The organism is Cognatiluteimonas lumbrici (assembly GCF_006476065.1).
Lineage (GTDB): Bacteria > Pseudomonadota > Gammaproteobacteria > Xanthomonadales > Xanthomonadaceae > Cognatiluteimonas > Cognatiluteimonas lumbrici.
Window position 1 is genome coordinate 1,267,632 of record NZ_ML636798.1, and the last position, 15,905, is coordinate 1,283,536.

Below are 15,905 nucleotides of genomic sequence, written 5' to 3' on the forward strand. Positions count from 1 at the left end.
CGCACAAAAAAAGACCGCCGGCACGAGGCCGGCGGTCCTGGTCTTGCAGCTTGCAGAGGGAGGCTTAGTTGCCCGCGCCCCACTCGTACTGCACCACGAACTCCACGCTGCGCGGGGCCACGTAGCCACGCGGGTGCAGGTAGGAGTACAGCGGCGCACGCGAGCCCGTCTCGGCGCTCTCGACCACGCGGGTGTAATCGTCCGAATCGAACACGTTGCGGACGTTCATGCCCAGGCGCAGACCTTCGGCCCAGTTCGGCTCGTAGGTCAGGTTGAGGTCGAGGGTCTGCTGCCACGGCACCCGGCCAGCGGTACCGCGCGGCACCAGCGTGTTCGGGTACGCGTCCTCGACGTCCGTGCCGCAGTAGAACGAGGCCACGCCGTAGAACGGAGCGCCGGTGTCCGGGCCATCGGCCGGGTAGACGCCGAAGCAGTTGTACGGCCGGCCGCTCTGCACCAGCAGGTTGGCGCCGACGCGGAACTCGTCGGTGACCTGGTAGGCGCCGAACAGCTTCAGCGTGTGGCGACGATCGTTCGGCAGGTAGCCGTAGGAACCGTCCATCAGGCCCGGGTAGTCGAAGTCCTGGGTGATGCCGGCGTCGTCCTGGGCGATGTCCGACTTCACGTAGCCCTCGGTGTTGCCCTTGGACTTGGCGTAGGTGTAGGAACCCTGCAGGAACCACTTCTCGTCCCAGGCGCGCTCGAAGAAGAACTCGAGGGCCTCGTACTTGCGGGTGGCTTCCGGCAGGCCCAGGGCCTCGGCCGGGATCACGATCGTGGTCAGGTTGCCGCTGCCGTCGAGATCGACGTTCATCGACAGGTCCTTGCCCGGGTTGGTGAGGAAGCAGTGGTTCACCGCGCTGGCGATGGCACCGGCCTCGTCCTCGGTGTAACCCTCGGAGATCGCCCACTCGTACGGCTCGTCGTACGGGCAGATGTCGTCCATGCCCGACTTCAGGTCGCGGCTGATGCCACGAATGCCGACCGACCACAGGTCGCTCAGCTGGGCCTGGAAGCCGAGGATGTACTCGTCCTGGTACAGCGGCGAGATGTTGTTGTCGACCACCGTCTTCGGGTCGGGCACGCCGCCGGAGCTGGTGACGTGGCGCTCGCCGATCTGGGTCAGGCCGGTCGGGATGCCGGTCTCCGGGTCGATGCCGGTGAAGCTGTAGTACTCGAAGTAGTCGCTTTCCGAACCGGCCAGGCGAACGTTGGTGTTGGCGTACACCGGGATGTAGTAGCGACCGGCGTTACCGAAGACCTTCAGGGTGGAGTCGCCCTTCACGTCCCAGGAGAAGCCGAGGCGCGGGGCCCAGGTGTTCTTGACGTCGATGAAGGCGCCGCCCAGGGAGTTCAGGTTCTGGAACGACTCGTTGCGAACGCCCAGGTAGGCGATGAAGTTGTCGGTGACCTGCCAGCTGTCCTCGATGTACCAGGCGGAGTTCTTGGTGACGAAGTTGCCGCCGTTTTCGAACGCGCGGAAACGGACCACTTCGGTCACGCCCGCCGGCACGGTGGCGCCGTTGTTCAGCGTGCCGCCCGGGGTGGCGTTGCTGTACAGCCAGTAGCCGCCGCCCGAGTAGGACGAGCCGTCGAAGGTGTCGAACTCTTCGCGGTCGAGGCCGAACTTGACCAGGTGGTCGCCCAGCACCCACTCGCCGTCCACGCGCCAGGCCTTGCGCACGTCGCCGGCATCGGGGATGCCGATGACCGAGTTGACCCAGCAACCGGCAACGCCCAGCGGGCCGACGACGGCGCTGCTGCGGTTGTCGATCACGATCGGGCAGGTGGCCGACTGCGAGTCGACGCTGCCGCGCGAGTACTCGCCACGGCCGTACAGCGCCGACAGGGTGAAGGTGTCGGTCAGGTAGCCGGTCCAGCGGAGGATGTAGTTGTCGCCGCCGCGGGTGGTGTCCAGGGTGCCCAGCGGCGTGCCGCCGCCGATGCCCAGGTCGCCCGGCTCGCGCTGGTAGTACTGGGTGTGCGCTTCGCGGGTGTCGCGGAACGCGGTGAACTCCAGCGCGTTGCTGTCGTTGATGTTCCAGTCCAGCTTGATCAGGCCCTGCGGGGAGCTCTGGTCGGTCGTGCTGCTGCCACCCTCGTAGCGGTCATCGATGGTGATGTCCTCGCCCTGGTACAGGGCGAACATGAACAGCTTGTCCTTGATCAGCGGACCACTGCCATAGAGGTTGTAGACCAGCGAGTCGGTCTCGGCGCCGCGCTCGACGGTGTAGGTGCCGTCGCGCTCGGGGTCGTAGGCGAAGCGGTCGCCCGCGTCCAGGCTGCCCGGCGACCAGATGGCGTTGACGCCGAACTTCCACTCGTTGGTGCCGCGCTTGGTGATCATGTTGACCACGCCGCCCAGCGAACGGCCGAACTCGGCGCCGTAGCCACCCGTCTTGACCTGCTGCTCGGCCAGCGCCTCGAACGGCAGCTGGTTGAAGGCGAGGCCGGTCACGATGTTGGTGACGTTGAAGCCGTTGATGTAGTACACGTTCTCGGCCGGCGAGGAACCGCCGAACGAAGCGACGTTCCCGAAGCGGTTGTCGCCGCGCACCGTGCCCGGCGCCAGCAGGGCGACGTCGGTCGTGTTGCGCTGCACCGGCAGGCGGTCGATCTGCTGCTCGGTGAGGATGGTGGTGGACTCGACCGAGGACACGTCGATCGGGTTGACGGCACTGCTGCCGACGACCGTCACGGTGCCCAGGGTGGTCGCGCCGGCGCCGGCGCCGGTGAAGTCGACCGTCGAGGACGTGCCGACCGACACGGTGACGTTGCGCTGGGTGCCGTCGGAATCGACGACGGTGTAGGAACCGGGCGGCAGGGCCGAGAAGCGGTAGCTGCCGTCCGCCGAAGCGGTGATGGTGCGGCTGTAGCCGGTGTTCGGGTTGGTGACCGTGATGGTCTCACCCGAGTCGGCCATGCCCACGATCGCACCCGAGGTGTTCGACTGGGCGTGGACGGCGCCAACGAAGCACAGACCCAGTGCAACGGTCAGGGTGCTGCGCTTCAGGCTCTTGGCGAGTTGCTTGGAAGCCATTGATTGATAACCCCTTATTAAGGACTTGGTTGGTGCGCAATTGCGTCAAAACCGGAAGGCATGACCGCTCGACTATAGAACAGGCAACAAATCCTTAACAACCCCCTTACGAATTAATTACTTATCACGCGGCCCCCGCCAGGTCACCGGGGCTTCCGGGTCGCCGGCACGAAAAGGGGGCCCCTTCCGGCCCCCCTGGGTGCTCGACGTTACATCGCCTTTTCGATCAAGACGCCAATTCTGCGGCGATCCGCTGCTGTTCCTCCTGCAGCGCGCGCGGCATGCGCTCGCCATAACCGGCGAGGTATTCGCCGATCCCGGCGAACTCCTCGCGCCAGCCATCGCGATCGAATCCGAACAGCACGCTGCGCGCTTCGTCCCCCAGGGAGATCCCTCGCAGGTCGAGGTCCTCCTCGCGCGGCAGGTTGCCGATCGGCGTCTCCACCGCCTCGGCCTGGCCCTCGGCGCGCTTGATCATCCATTCGAGCACGCGCAGGTTGTCGCCGAAGCCCGGCCACAGGAACTTGCCGTCGCTGCCCTTGCGGAACCAGTTGACGTGGAAGACCTTCGGCAGCTTCGCGCCCGGCTTGTCGAACGACAGCCAGTGCGCGAAGTAGTCGGCGAAGTTGTAGCCGCAGAACGGCTTCATCGCCATCGGGTCGCGACGCATCACGCCGACTGCGCCGGTCGCCGCGGCGGTGGTCTCCGAGCCCATCGAGGCGCCGACCAGCACGCCGTGGGTCCAGTCGCGGGCCTCGAACACCAGCGGCACCAGCGACGCGCGGCGGCCGCCGAACACGATCGCGCTGATCGGCACGCCCTGCGGATCCTCGGCCATCGGCGAGTAGCTGGGGCAGCGCTTCGCGGACACGGTGAAGCGGGAGTTCGGGTGCGCGGCCGGGCGCACCGAGGGCTCGTACGGTTCGCCGCGCCAGTCGATGGCCGGCTCCAGTCCGTTGTCGATGCCTTCCCACCACGGCTGGTTGTCGGCGGTCACGCCGACGTTGGTGAAGATGGTGTGCGACTGGATCGAGGCCAGCGCGTTCGGGTTCGACTTCTTCGAGGTGCCCGGGGCCACGCCGAAGAACCCGGCCTCGGGGTTGATCGCGTACAGGCGGCCGTCGTCGCCGGGGCGCATCCAGCAGATGTCGTCGCCGACCGTCCAGATCTTCCAGCCGGCTTCGCGGTAGCCCTCCGGCGGGATCAGCATCGCCAGGTTGGTCTTGCCGCAGGCGGACGGGAACGCGGCGGCGATGTAGTGCGTGTCGCCCTGCGGGTTCTCCACGCCCAGGATCAGCATGTGCTCGGCCAGCCAGCCTTCCTTGCGCGCCTGGTGCGAGGCGATGCGCAGCGCGTGGCACTTCTTGCCCAGCAGCGCGTTGCCGCCGTAGCCGGAGCCGTAGGACTTGATCGTCAGCTCCTCGGGGAAGTGCATGATCCAGCGGCGATCGGGGTCGAGCTCGCCGACCGAATGCAGGCCCTTGACGAAGCTGCCTTCGCGCTCGATGCGCTTCAGCGCCGGCGCGCCCATGCGGGTCATGATCCGCATGTTGGCGACCACGTACGGCGAGTCGGTGATCTCCACGCCGCAACGCGACAGCGGCGAATCGATCGGGCCCATGCAGTACGGGATCACGTACATCGTGCGCCCCTGCATGCAGCCGTCGAACAGCGCGTCGATCTTCGCGTGCGCTTCCTCCGGGGCCATCCAGTGGTTGTTCGGGCCGGCGTCGTCCTTCTCCGGCGTGCACACCAGGGTCAGGTGCTCGACGCGGGCGACGTCCTGCGGGTCGGAGCGGTGCAGCCAGCTTTGCGGATGGGTCTGTTCGTTGAGCCGGACCAGGGTGCCGTCGGCTTCCATCCGGGCGATGAGCTTCGCATTCTCCGCGTCGCTGCCGTCGCACCAGTGGATCGCGTCCGGGCGGGTCAGCTTCGCGACTTCGGCGACCCAGTCGTTGAGCGCCCGCAAGGTGCTGCCCTCGCCGGTGGTGGCTGGCGGGCTGGCGGGCAAGTCCTTGGTGCGTGCGTTCACGTGCATCTCCGGCAAGTAGGACAAGTAGGAAAAGAGGGATACGTCAGGAAGGGATGAGGGTGGCCATCATGTGCTCGACATAGGCCTCGAACTCGTCGTGTTGCAGGCGCGGCTGCTGCAGCTGCAGGTTGAGCTGCAGGAAGCCGACATACGCGGCATAGGCCAGGCGCGCGCGGTGCTGGGCATCGCTGCGGTTGAGCCCGGCCTGGCGGAACGACGCGGTGAGGTACTCCAGGCGCCGCGCGGACACCCGCTCGATCACCGGACGCACCGCCGGATGGTCCAGCGCCTTCAGCAGCTCGCTGTAGACGATGTGCGAGCGCGCCTCGTGCGCGACCAGGGTGAACAGCGAACGCAGCCGCTGCCCCGGGTCCGGGATCGCCTCGAGCTGGCCGAACACCTCTTCCTGCTCGAACTGCTCCCAGCGCTCCAGCGCGGCCACGAGCAGCGCCTCGCGCGAGGGGAAGTGCCAGTAGAACGACCCCTTGGTCACCCCCAGCCGCCGTGCCAGCGGCTCGACCGCCACCGCGGCCACGCCCTGCTCGGCGATCAGTTCGAGCGCGGCCTGCGCCCAATCCTCCGCGCTCAGGCGGCCGGAGCGCTCGGAACCCTTCATGGCGGTGGCTGTTCCATACGGCATAAGCCTCAATAGTACGCGCAACCCCACTGTGGGAGCGGCCCTTGGGCCGCGATCGCGCGCAAGGCGCGCTCCCACACCGGATACAGTTGCCAGCGACCAGCCGTCGTGCCAACATCCATACCATACCGTATGGTACTCGGAGCGCAAATGAGCATCGTTGTGCCGTTCTTACTTGTCGTCCTCACGGGCCTGTTCGCGGCCTACCACCGCATGCGCCTGGCCACCTGGGTGGCCATGGCCGGCGTGGGGCTGGTGGCCTGCTGGCTGTTCGGCGCGAATGCCACCGCGACCACCGTCGCCGCGGTCCTGCTCGCGCTGGTGGCGCTGCCGCTGCTGATCCCGGCGATCCGCAAGCCGCTCCTCACCGCTCCGCTGCTCCGCTTCTACACCCGCATCCTGCCCCCGCTCAGCGAGACCGAGCGCACCGCACTGGAATCGGGCACGGTCGGGTTCGAGGGCGAACTGTTCTCGGGCATGCCCGACTGGGACGTGCTGCTGTCGCAGCCGAAGCCCGAGCTCACCGCGGAGGAACAGGCCTACCTCGACGGCCCGGTCGAGGAACTGTGCAAGCGGGTGGACGACTGGGACATCACCCACGTCCGCGCCGACCTGCCTCCCGAGCTGTGGGAGTTCATCAAGCGCGAGAAGTTCTTCGGCCTGAACATCCCGAAGGAGTACGGCGGCCTCGGCTTCTCCGCGCTGATGAACCACAAGGTCATCCAGAAGCTGGCCTCGATCTCCTCGACGGTCAGCTCGACCGTGGGCGTGCCCAACTCGCTGGGCCCGGCGGAACTGCTGATGCACTACGGCACCGACGAGCAGAAGGCGCACTACCTGCCGCGCCTGGCCGACGGCCGCGAAGTGCCATGCTTCGCGCTGACCGGGCCGTTCGCCGGCTCGGACGCGACCTCGATCCCGGACTACGGCATCGTCTGCATGGGCGAGTGGAACGGTGCCCAGGTGCTGGGCATCCGGCTCACGCTCAACAAGCGCTACATCACCCTGGCGCCGGTGGCGACGCTGATCGGCGTAGCCTTCCGCATGTACGACCCCGACGGGCTGCTCGGCGACCGCAAGGACATCGGCATCTCGCTGGCGCTGGTCCCGCACGACACCCCGGGGCTGGAGATCGGCCGCCGCCACTTCCCGCTCAACACCCCGTTCCAGAACGGGCCGATCCACGGGCGCGACGTCTTCGTGCCGCTGTCGCAGCTGATCGGCGGCGAGGACTACGCCGGCAAGGGCTGGCAGATGCTGATGGAGTGCCTGTCCATCGGCCGTTCGATCACCCTGCCCTCCACCGCCAGCGGCGGCGCCAAGATGGCCGCGGTGGTGACCGGCGCCTACGCGCGCATCCGCAAGCAGTTCGGGCTGTCCGTCGGCCGCTTCGAGGGCGTGCAGGAGGCGCTGGCGCGGATCGCCGGCAACGCCTATGCGATCAGCGCGCTGTCGCAGGCCACCGCCGCCGCGGTGTCGCGCGGCGAGAACCCGGCGGTGCCGTCCACCATCTCCAAGTACCACTGCACCGAGATGGGCCGCGAAGTGGTCAAGGACGCCATGGACGTCCACGGCGGCAAGGGCATCATCCTCGGCCCGCGCAACTACCTCGGCCGCGGCTGGCAGGCGACCCCGATCAGCATCACGGTCGAGGGCGCCAACATCATGACCCGCTCGCTGATGATCTTCGGGCAGGGCGCGATCCTGTGCCATCCGTGGGTGCTGAAGGAAATGAAGGCGGCGCAGCTGGAGGATCCGAAGCAGCGCCTGGACGAGTTCGACCGCTACCTGTTCGAGCACATCGGCGCGGCCATCTCCAACGCGGTTCGCGCGTTCTGGTACGGGCTCACCTTCGCCAAGGTCGGCAAGGCGCCCGGCGACGACTACACCCGCCGCTTCTTCCGCAAGCTGGACCGCTATTCCGCCACACTCGCGGTGATGGCCGACACCGCGATGCTGACCCTGGGCGGCAAGCTCAAGTTCAAGGAGTCGCTGTCCGGGCGCCTGGGCGACGTGCTCAGCCAGCTCTACATCAGCAGCGCCCTGCTCAAACGCTTCCACGACGAGGGCTGCCAGGAGGGCGAGCGGCCGCTGCTGGCCTGGGCGCTGCACGACTCGGTCAACAAGATCGAGACCGCGCTGTCCGGCGCGCTGCGCAACTTCCCGATCCGTCCGATCGGCTGGCTGCTGTGGCTGCTGGTGTTCCCGCTGGGCCGCCGCGCGCAGCCGCCGGGCGACCGCCTGAGCCGGCGTGCCGCCGCAATCCTGATGACGCCGTCCGAGGCGCGCGCGCGCCTGGCGAAGGGCGTGTTCCTGACCCCGGGCCCGAACAACCCGGCCGGGCGCATCGACAGCTACCTGCCCAAGGTGGTGCTGGCCGAGCCGGTGGAGCGCAAGTTCCTGAAGGCGCTCAAGCACAGCGACATCGAGGCGCTGGAGTTCCCGGCGCAGCTCGACGAGGGCGTGCGCGAGGGCTGGATCACCGAGGCCGAGCGCGCGCAACTCGAGGAACTGCGCGAGATGACCCTGGACGCGATCACCGTGGACGACTTCGCGCCCTGGAAGCTGCGCGGCGCCCCGTACTACGAGGACCAGCTACGCCAGGCGACCTGACGGCCGTCCCTTCTCCCCGCGCCGCTCGGACACGGTGCCCCGCGGTCGTCCCTTCTCCCCGCTCGCGGGGAGAAGGTGCCCCGCAGGGGCGGATGAGGGGCAAGCATTCCCTGCCGCACGCGCCGCCGCCGGAAGAGCTCGCCGCCGTGGCGGCTCCTACTCCAGGATCAGCTCTGCATCGCCGGAGAACGACTCCATCCGGATCTCCGCGGAGCCGCTGCCGTAGCGGGCCTCGACGCTGGCGCCGGGGCCGAACTCCTCGCGCTGCACTTTGGCGCCCGGCGCGCGCAGGTCGCCGCTGAAGGTTTCGCCGCGGAACCGCGCCGAGGTGTCCTTGGGCACCCGCAGGGTGATGTCGCCGCTGACCGACTCGGACCGGACCTGCGCACCCTGCGCCAGCGCCACGCGCAGGTCGGCATCGCCGGAGACCGTGCCCGTGGACACGCGCCGCAGGCGCTCGCCGCGGCTGTCCACGTGGATGTCGCCGGAGACGGTCTCGGCATGCACCTCGCCGTCCAGGCGGCCGGTGAGGCGGATATCGCCGCTCACCGATTCCGAATGCGCCTTGCCGGTATTGAGCGTCAGCCGCAGGTCGCCGCTCACGCTCTCCACCCTGGCGCTGCCCGGGGCCGCGGCAACGGTGACATTGCCGCTGACGGTGTCGATCTCCAGCTCGCCCGGGGCCACGCCGTCCACGTCCACGTCGGCCGAGACCGACTCGATCTCGAGGCTGGCCTGCAGCGGCACCATCAGGCGCAGGTCGGTCGGTCCGGTGCGGTCGCTGCGCCAGGCGCCGATCTGCCTGGGGTACTGCACCTTGATGTCGAGGTGGCGGCCGTTGCCTTCGACCACCAGTTTCTCGACGCCATCGCCGAGGCTGCCGGTGATCTGCACTTCGTTGCGGTCCCAGGCGCGCACCTGGATGCGGCCCTTGAGGTTGTCCACGGAGACGCTGCCGCGCGCGTCCAGCGGCCGCGTCTCGTCGATCGGCGTCGCCGCGAACAGCGGCACGCTGGCCAGCGCGGTGCACAGGGCGAGGGTGAGGAGCTGGATGGAACGCTGCATGTGGGTTCTCCGGTCAAGCAATGGGGGTCAGCCGAGCGGAAGCCGGCGGGTGAGTTCCAGGCGGGTGGCGTAGGTCCGGCGCAGGCGGTCGAGCAGGTAGCGGGCGCCGGGCGCCTCCTCCAGCGCGTCGCGGATCTGCAGCGCGCTGCGGTCGAGTTCCTCCAGCACCGGCACGGCCGCGGGCGGCGGCAGCGTGCGGCCGGCCTGCACCTCGAGCAGCGCCGCCTGGTATTCGCGGGCCATGGCATCGGCCTCGCCCGCGAGCAGTCGGGCTCGGGTCGACGGCACGGTGCCGGCGGGCGCGGGCGGGGGTTGCATCTTCCAGGCGACGCCCAGCGCGAGCACCAGCGATGCCGCCAGCGCCCAGGGCGCGTAGCGCTGCGTGCGTGGATGACGGCTGGCCGCGGACGGTGCCGCGATGCGCGCCGCGATCCCGGGCCACAGGTCGGTCGCCGGCGGGATGTCGCGGCGCAGGCCGCGCAGTTGCAGGCGCAGGGTCGCGTCGATGGTGCCGTCGTCGATCGTGCCGTCGTCCATCGGGGTGCCACAGTGTTCGTTGTCGTGGTTCATGCGTGTGCCTCCAGTCGCTCGCGCAGCAGGCTGCGCGCGCGATGCAGTTGCGCCTTCGAGCTGCCGACCGCCATCCCCAGCGCCTCGGCGATCTCCTCGTGCTTCCAGCCCTCGACGTCGTACAGCACGAGCACCGCGCGCGCCCGCGGCGGCAGCGTCGCCACCGCGCGCTCCAGGTCCAGGCCCAACGCGGTGCCGTGGCCGGCGGAATCGGGGCCGCCGACGAACTCCAGTGCTTCGTCGCCATCGGCCTGCACGCGGCTGCGGCGCGCGCGCAGGTCCATCAGCGCGGTGTTCACCGCCAAACGGTGCAGCCAGGTCGAGAACGCGCTCTCGAAGCGGTAGGCCGGCAGCGCCTGCCAGGCGCGGACGAAGGTCTCCTGGGCGAGGTCCTCGGCCCGCGCGCGGTCGTATCCGACCAGGCGCGAGACCACGCCGTGCACGCGCGGTGCGTGGCGGCGGTACAGGGCCTCGAACGCGCCGGTGTCGCCGGCCGCCGCGGACCTGGCCAGCGCACGGTCGACATCGGCCGGGGTCGCGGCGGTCGCGTCCTGCGCAGGAGGGAACGTGTCGGTCACGGTGACGGCGAGCATACCCACTCCGATGCCCGCGGCCGCCGGAAGGTTTAGCCGCCGGGCGCGGGCCCGGGGCCTTCCACCCGCCGCGCCAGCCGGAAACCGATCCAGCCGGAGGCGGCGGCGGCCACCGCGCCGAGCGCGGCAAAGCCGCCTGTGGCCATGCCGACCGAGCGCAGCAGGTTCATGCTGCTGGCCACGACCACGTCGCCGAAGCGCCAGACCGCGGTGTCCACCGCGTTCTTGCCCTTGTAGCGGAGCGAGCGCGGCACGAAGGTAAACAAGCTCTCGCGCGCCGGGCTTTGCATTCCGTAGGACAGGCCGCGGCTGACGATCAGCGCGATCGCGACCGTCGGCAACATGATGCCGCCCAGGCCGATCGCCGGGGTGAGCATCACCAGCACCAGCACCAGCACCGTGGCCCCGGCCCAGGTGGCGATCGGCGCGGCCGCGCCGTAGCGCACCAGCATCCAGCGCGTGAGCGTCAGCTGGACCACGACCTGCAGGATGTTGGTGGCCAGGTCGATGTTGGCGGCGAAGCGCGTGCGCGAGACCGCATCGTGGTAGGTCGCGCCGGAGTAGTCGGTGACCAGCGCGTAGTTGACCGTGCCGATGGCGTCGCCGAGCAGCATCAGCAGCGCCATCGAACGCATGAACGGATGCCCGAACACCTGGCGCAGGCCGTCGAACATGCCGCCGCCGATCGCGGCCTCGTCCGCGACCGTGCGGCGTGCGCCGTGCAGGCGCGACCAGTGCCCGAGCCACGCCACGCACAGCAGCGCCAGCCCCAGCAGCAGCGCCGACACCACCAGCAGCGGCGCCACTCCGATCACCCCGACCAGGCTGCGCGTCAGCGCCGGCCCGGCGATCGCGCCGGCGGTGCCGCCGAGGCCGATGATCGGGAACAGGCGCCGTGCCTGGCGCTCGTCCCAGATGTCGGACATGAAGCTCCAGAACACCGACACCACGAACAGGTTGAACACGCTCACCCAGACGAAGAAGAGGATCCCCAGCGCACGCGGGCTGAGCAGGCCCTGGTTGCCGAACAGCGGCACGAAGCCGAGCAGGCAGGCGATGAAGAACAGGTTCACCAGCGGCACCAGCACCCGCCGCGGGAAGCGCGCCGCCAGCCATGCGAACAGCGGCGTCAGCAGCAGCGTGGCCACGAAGGTGGCGCCGAAGAACCACGGCAGCTGGGTCGACCCGACCGCGGCGGCGAGCTGCTCGCGCACGGGCCGCATCACGTAGTACGCGGCCAGCACGCAGAAGAAGTAGGCGAACGAGATGGCGACGGCGGGCACTTCGCGCGAGTGCACGCGGCCGGCGGGGGTGGCGTGGGTCATGCGGTTTCGAGCATCGGGGGCAGCGGGCAGCGCAGGACGCCGCAGATGGTGCGCAGCAGCTCGGCCTCGGCCACGGTCACGCGGTCGTCGTGCGAGATGGTGGCGGTGATGCCTTCCACCAGCGCCTGGCGGGCCAGCGGGTCGAGGGCCTCCAGGGCGTCCCACACGGCGTCCAGCGCGCGCACGCCCTCGGCGCGCTCCAGGTACGGCAGGTGCGTCCGCGGCAGCACCTGCGCCATGCCGGCCAGGTAGGCGCGTTGGGCCTCGGCCGGGTCGGCGTGGCCCATGCGCGCGACCACGCACAGCAGCGTCGCCACCTCGCTGCCGACCTGCGGCAGCTTGCGGCGGCCGAAGCCGGGATTGCGCCCGGGCTCGAGCGAGTCGCGCACCTGCACCTGCAGCAGCTTGCCCAGGCAGTACTCGAACAGCGAGACCTCGCCGTCGGCATGGACCACGGCGTGCACGGTGTCGAGGAACGCGTCCAGTTCGGGCCGCGGGCGCAGCCGCAGCACCGGGAACGCCAATGCCGCCAGCGGCAGGCGCAGGATCGGGTGCAGGCCCTGCAGCGGACCCACGCTGTAGCGCTCGGCGGCCGCCGCCACCGGATCGCCCAGGCGCGCGCCGATCTCCATGAGCTGGTTGCTGCGCAGGCGCTCGCCCTCGCCCAGCAGCAGGCCGAGCAGCAAGGGCATGACCGTGTCGCGGCCGCGGGCGAGCGTGCGCAGCGCCTCCGGAATGCGCGCCGCGATCGCGTCGGCGCGCCGGTAGTCGTCGGCACCCGGGCTCGCGATCTGGGCGGCGACCATCGGCGGGGTGACGGTGACCTCGCTGGCGGCCGCGGGCAGCATGCCGCCGCCCTGCTCCCCGCCATGTTCCACCAGGCCCAGCTGCAGGTCCTCGTCGAGGCCGACCGGCGGCGCCACGCGCCAGCGCGCGCGCAGCTGCTCGAGCTGTTCGGCGCGGAAGCCGGGCTCCAGCGCCTGGATGCGCTTCACCAGCGGCGGGTGGGTGGCGAACAGCCCGGCCAGCCCGAGCCCGTCGCCGAACAGCATGTGGCTCACTTCCTCCGCCTGGCTGCGATCGGCCATGCGCGAGCCTTCGTCGAGCCCGCCGATCTTCTTCAGCGCGCCGGCCAGCCCGCGCGTCTGCCGGGTGAACTGCACCGCGCTGGCATCGGCCAGCGATTCGCGCGTGCGGCTGACACCTGCCTTGATCATGCGCCCGAAGAACAGCCCGACGTAGCCGATCAGCATGGCCACCAGCGCCGCCATCAGCACCGCCGCGGCGCCGCGGTCGCGGCTGCGGCCGCCGTACAGCAGCACCTTGCGGCCGATGATCGCCAGCACCATGATCCCGAACAGCACCCCGATCAGGCGGATGTTCAGGCGCATGTCGCCGTTGAGCACGTGCGCGAACTCGTGCGCGATCACGCCCTGCAGCTCGTCGCGGTTGAGCCGGTCGAGCGCGCCGCGGGTCACCGCGATCACCGCGTCGGCCGGCGCGTAGCCGGCGGCGAAGGCGTTGATCCCGGCCTCGTGCTCGAGCACGAAGATCCGCGGCACCGGCACCCCGGAGGCGATCGCGATCTCCTCGACCACGTTGCGCAGGCGCCGCAGGTTGAAGTCGGCGGTGTCCTCCGGCACCGGGGTGCCGCCCATCTGCAGCGCCACCGACTCGCCGCCGCCGCTGCGCAGCGCGGCGATGCGGAACAGCGAAGACAGCCCGATCAGGGCCAGCGTCAGCAGGGTCGCGGCCACCAGCGCCTGCGGGCCGGCCACCAGGTACACCGCCACGTCCACCGCGGCGACGATCCCCAGCACCGCCAGCCCGAACAGCAGCAGCAGGCGCGTGGACGCGCGCCTGGCCGCAGCCTGGCGCTCGAAGAAGTTCAGAACTGCACCTTGGGCGCCGCCCGCACCTGCGCCTGCTGCTCGGCCGGGATCTCGAGCTGCGCCGCCGGCGCGAAGTTGAACATCCCCGCGACGATGCTCGAGGGGAACATCTCGCGCTTGTTGTTGTAGGCCATCACCGCGTCGTTGTAGGCCTGGCGCGCGAACGCCACCCGGTTCTCGGTCGAGGTCAGCTCCTCGGAGAGTTGCATCATGGTGGTGTTGGCCTTCAGGTCCGGATAGGCCTCGGCCACCATCATCAGCCGCCCCAGGGCACCCTCGAGCAGCCCCTGGCCCTGCGAGAGCTCGGCCATGGCGGCCGCATCGCCGGGCTTGCCCTTGGCCGCGGCCAGCCCCGCCATCGCGGCGCTGCGGGCGGAGATCACCGCCTCCAGGGTCTCGCGCTCGTGCTGCATGTAGGCCTTGGCGGTCTCCACCAGGTTGGGGATCAGGTCGAAGCGCCGCTGGAGCTGGACGTCGATCTGGGCGAAGGCATTGCGGAAGGCGTTGCGGGCGCCCACCAGGCCGTTGTACAGGCCGACCGCGAAAAACGCGGCCACGACCACGATTACCAGCAGAATCAGCAAGCTACCCATCGTAGTTCCCCTTGTTCATGCAAAGTCCCGCACAGCCGTTATGATCGGGACGAGAGCGCAGCATACGCAGGGGTTCCGGCCGATGAAAGACAACCCGCAACGCTGGCGCTCGCCGAGACTCGCCATGCTTGCGGTGCTGTTGCCGCTGGCCCTGGGTTCCACCGCACAGAACCCGCCCCCGGTCGAGTCGGCGATGCCGCTGCCTACCGTGGTCACCACACCGGTGGCCCGGCCGCCCGTGGCCGAGGACCAGGTCAGCCGGGTCGAGATCCCGAGCGAGACCCGTCCGGTCGCCGAGGCGTTCGATGTCGCCCGCTTCGAGGCGATGGCGCAGGCGATGGTGTCCGACGGCCGCGTCCCCGGCCTCGCGCTGGCGATCGTCAAGGACGGCCGCGTGCTCACCGCGCGCGGCTACGGCACCACCGACGTGGACACCGGCGAAGGCGTCGGCCCGCACACCGTGTTCCGGCTGGCCTCGCTGTCGAAGGCGTTCGCCGGCACCGTCACCGGCATGCTGGTGTCCGAGGGCGCGCTGCGCTGGGACAGCCACGTCGCCGACTACATGCCGGGGCTGCAGTTCTCGCGCCCGGGCGCGGCCCAGCGGCTCACCGTGGCCGAGGTGCTCAGCCACCGCGTCGGCCTGACCCACAACGCCTACGACGGCTTCGTCGAGAGCGGCCTGGACTACCGCAGCCTGGTGCACAAGCTCTCCGACGCACCGATGGTGTGCGCGCCCGGCGAGTGCTACGCCTACCAGAACGTCGCCTTCAGCCTGGTTGGCGACGTCGTGTTCGGCGCCACCGGCAGCTTCTTCAGCGAGACCGTGGCGCGCCGCATCTTCAAGCCATTGGGCATGGACGACGCCAGCTACGGCCTCGACGGCATCACCAGCAGCCCGAGCTGGGCGCGGCCGCACGTGCGCGGCCGGGGCGGCTGGGTGTCGCTGTCCGCGCCGCAGCCGACCTACTACCGGGTCGCTCCCGCTGCCGGCGTCAATGCCAGCGTCACCGACATGGCGCAGTGGCTGCTGGCGCAGACCGGCCACCGCACCGACGTGATCCCGCTGCCGCTGCTGGCCACGCTGCACGCGCCGGTGGTGGCGACGCCGTCGGAAACGCGCGGCGCGCGCTGGCGCCGCGAGCGGCTGCGCGATGCCGGCTACGGCATCGGCTGGCGCGTCTACGACTACGCCGGCCACCGCGTGGTCTACCACGGCGGCGCGGTGCAGGGTTACCGCGGATCGATCGCGCTGGTGCCCGAGCTCGACCTGGGCGTGGTGGTGCTGTGGAACAGCACGAGCCGCGTGCCCAGCGGGCTGATGCCGACCATCCTCGACAGCGCGCTCGGCTTCAGCGGCGACTGGCTGGACGTGGACGAGGCGGACGTCGAGCTGCTCTATGCCAGCCGGCGCGAGGCCCGCGAGAACGACTCGGGCACCGACGCGTCGACCTCGCGCGCGAAGCCGCGCTGAGGGCCCGACCCGGCAGGCAATAAAAAACTCCCCCTCGCCTGGGCGCAAGGGGGAGTCCGATTGCGGTAGATCGG

General features: G+C 70.0%; 11 protein-coding genes. 2 read left to right on the forward strand and 9 right to left on the reverse strand.

From position 1 onward, the window contains the following. Nucleotides 1–64: 64 nt before the first annotated feature. From E4F25_RS06120 to E4F25_RS06130, 3 genes are all read right to left on the reverse strand, one after another. The gene (locus E4F25_RS06120) at nucleotides 65–3,040 is read right to left on the reverse strand and encodes a TonB-dependent receptor (RefSeq protein WP_140909297.1); all 2,976 of its coding nucleotides are present in this window, start codon (nucleotides 3,038–3,040) and stop codon (nucleotides 65–67) included. Nucleotides 3,041–3,266: 226 nt separating this feature from the next. Next, nucleotides 3,267–5,072, reverse strand: a complete 1,806-nt coding sequence (locus tag E4F25_RS06125; RefSeq protein WP_246069787.1) for a phosphoenolpyruvate carboxykinase (GTP) — start codon at nucleotides 5,070–5,072, stop codon at nucleotides 3,267–3,269. A gap of 43 nt (nucleotides 5,073–5,115) precedes the next feature. Further along, a complete protein-coding gene (locus E4F25_RS06130; RefSeq protein ID WP_246069789.1) occupies nucleotides 5,116–5,688 on the reverse strand; it encodes a TetR/AcrR family transcriptional regulator in 573 nt (190 codons plus the stop codon). A 171-nt stretch (nucleotides 5,689–5,859) separates the two neighbouring features. Between E4F25_RS06130 and E4F25_RS06135 the strand changes: the two genes are divergently transcribed. Next, nucleotides 5,860–8,322 carry an acyl-CoA dehydrogenase gene (locus tag E4F25_RS06135; protein ID WP_140909300.1) on the forward strand — a complete coding sequence of 821 codons (2,463 nt, stop codon included), beginning with the start codon at nucleotides 5,860–5,862 and terminating at the stop codon, nucleotides 8,320–8,322. A 156-nt stretch (nucleotides 8,323–8,478) separates the two neighbouring features. Here E4F25_RS06135 and E4F25_RS06140 read toward each other — a convergent pair whose 3' ends face one another. The 6 genes from E4F25_RS06140 to E4F25_RS06165 all read right to left on the reverse strand — a co-directional run bounded on the left by E4F25_RS06140 (nucleotide 8,479) and on the right by E4F25_RS06165 (nucleotide 14,360). After that, nucleotides 8,479–9,387 carry a DUF4097 family beta strand repeat-containing protein gene (locus E4F25_RS06140; RefSeq protein ID WP_140909301.1) on the reverse strand — a complete coding sequence of 303 codons (909 nt, stop codon included), beginning with the start codon at nucleotides 9,385–9,387 and terminating at the stop codon, nucleotides 8,479–8,481. A gap of 27 nt (nucleotides 9,388–9,414) precedes the next feature. Then, nucleotides 9,415–9,957, reverse strand: coding sequence for a hypothetical protein (locus E4F25_RS06145; RefSeq protein ID WP_140909302.1), 543 nt, complete (start codon nucleotides 9,955–9,957; stop codon nucleotides 9,415–9,417). After that, nucleotides 9,954–10,535 (reverse strand): RNA polymerase sigma factor, encoded by a 582-nt coding sequence (locus tag E4F25_RS06150; RefSeq protein ID WP_407062826.1) that lies wholly within the window; start codon nucleotides 10,533–10,535, stop codon nucleotides 9,954–9,956. Before E4F25_RS06150 ends, E4F25_RS06145 begins: the two co-directional genes overlap by 4 nt. A gap of 47 nt (nucleotides 10,536–10,582) precedes the next feature. Then, nucleotides 10,583–11,875: an NTP/NDP exchange transporter gene (locus tag E4F25_RS06155; RefSeq protein WP_140909304.1), complete on the reverse strand. Its 1,293-nt coding sequence runs from the start codon at nucleotides 11,873–11,875 to the stop codon at nucleotides 10,583–10,585. Further along, nucleotides 11,872–13,695 carry a M48 family metallopeptidase gene (locus tag E4F25_RS06160; protein WP_246069791.1) on the reverse strand — a complete coding sequence of 608 codons (1,824 nt, stop codon included), beginning with the start codon at nucleotides 13,693–13,695 and terminating at the stop codon, nucleotides 11,872–11,874. Before E4F25_RS06160 ends, E4F25_RS06155 begins: the two co-directional genes overlap by 4 nt. A gap of 68 nt (nucleotides 13,696–13,763) precedes the next feature. Continuing rightward, nucleotides 13,764–14,360 carry a LemA family protein gene (locus E4F25_RS06165; protein WP_140909306.1) on the reverse strand — a complete coding sequence of 199 codons (597 nt, stop codon included), beginning with the start codon at nucleotides 14,358–14,360 and terminating at the stop codon, nucleotides 13,764–13,766. Between the two features lie 82 nt (nucleotides 14,361–14,442). Here E4F25_RS06165 and E4F25_RS06170 point away from each other — a divergent pair, with 82 nt between their 5' ends. After that, nucleotides 14,443–15,831 carry a serine hydrolase domain-containing protein gene (locus tag E4F25_RS06170; RefSeq protein WP_246069794.1) on the forward strand — a complete coding sequence of 463 codons (1,389 nt, stop codon included), beginning with the start codon at nucleotides 14,443–14,445 and terminating at the stop codon, nucleotides 15,829–15,831. Nucleotides 15,832–15,905 lie beyond the last annotated feature (74 nt).

Coding starts and splice junctions, on each gene's coding strand:
- E4F25_RS06155 (WP_140909304.1), bottom strand. CDS start 11,875: ATGACCCACGCCACCCCCGCCGGCCGCGTGCACTCGCGCGAAGTGCCC.
- E4F25_RS06165 (WP_140909306.1), bottom strand. CDS start 14,360: ATGGGTAGCTTGCTGATTCTGCTGGTAATCGTGGTCGTGGCCGCGTTT.
- E4F25_RS06140 (WP_140909301.1), bottom strand. CDS start 9,387: ATGCAGCGTTCCATCCAGCTCCTCACCCTCGCCCTGTGCACCGCGCTG.
- E4F25_RS06145 (WP_140909302.1), bottom strand. CDS start 9,957: ATGAACCACGACAACGAACACTGTGGCACCCCGATGGACGACGGCACG.
- E4F25_RS06170 (WP_246069794.1), top strand. CDS start 14,443: ATGAAAGACAACCCGCAACGCTGGCGCTCGCCGAGACTCGCCATGCTT.
- E4F25_RS06135 (WP_140909300.1), top strand. CDS start 5,860: ATGAGCATCGTTGTGCCGTTCTTACTTGTCGTCCTCACGGGCCTGTTC.
- E4F25_RS06130 (WP_246069789.1), bottom strand. CDS start 5,688: ATGAAGGGTTCCGAGCGCTCCGGCCGCCTGAGCGCGGAGGATTGGGCG.
- E4F25_RS06120 (WP_140909297.1), bottom strand. CDS start 3,040: ATGGCTTCCAAGCAACTCGCCAAGAGCCTGAAGCGCAGCACCCTGACC.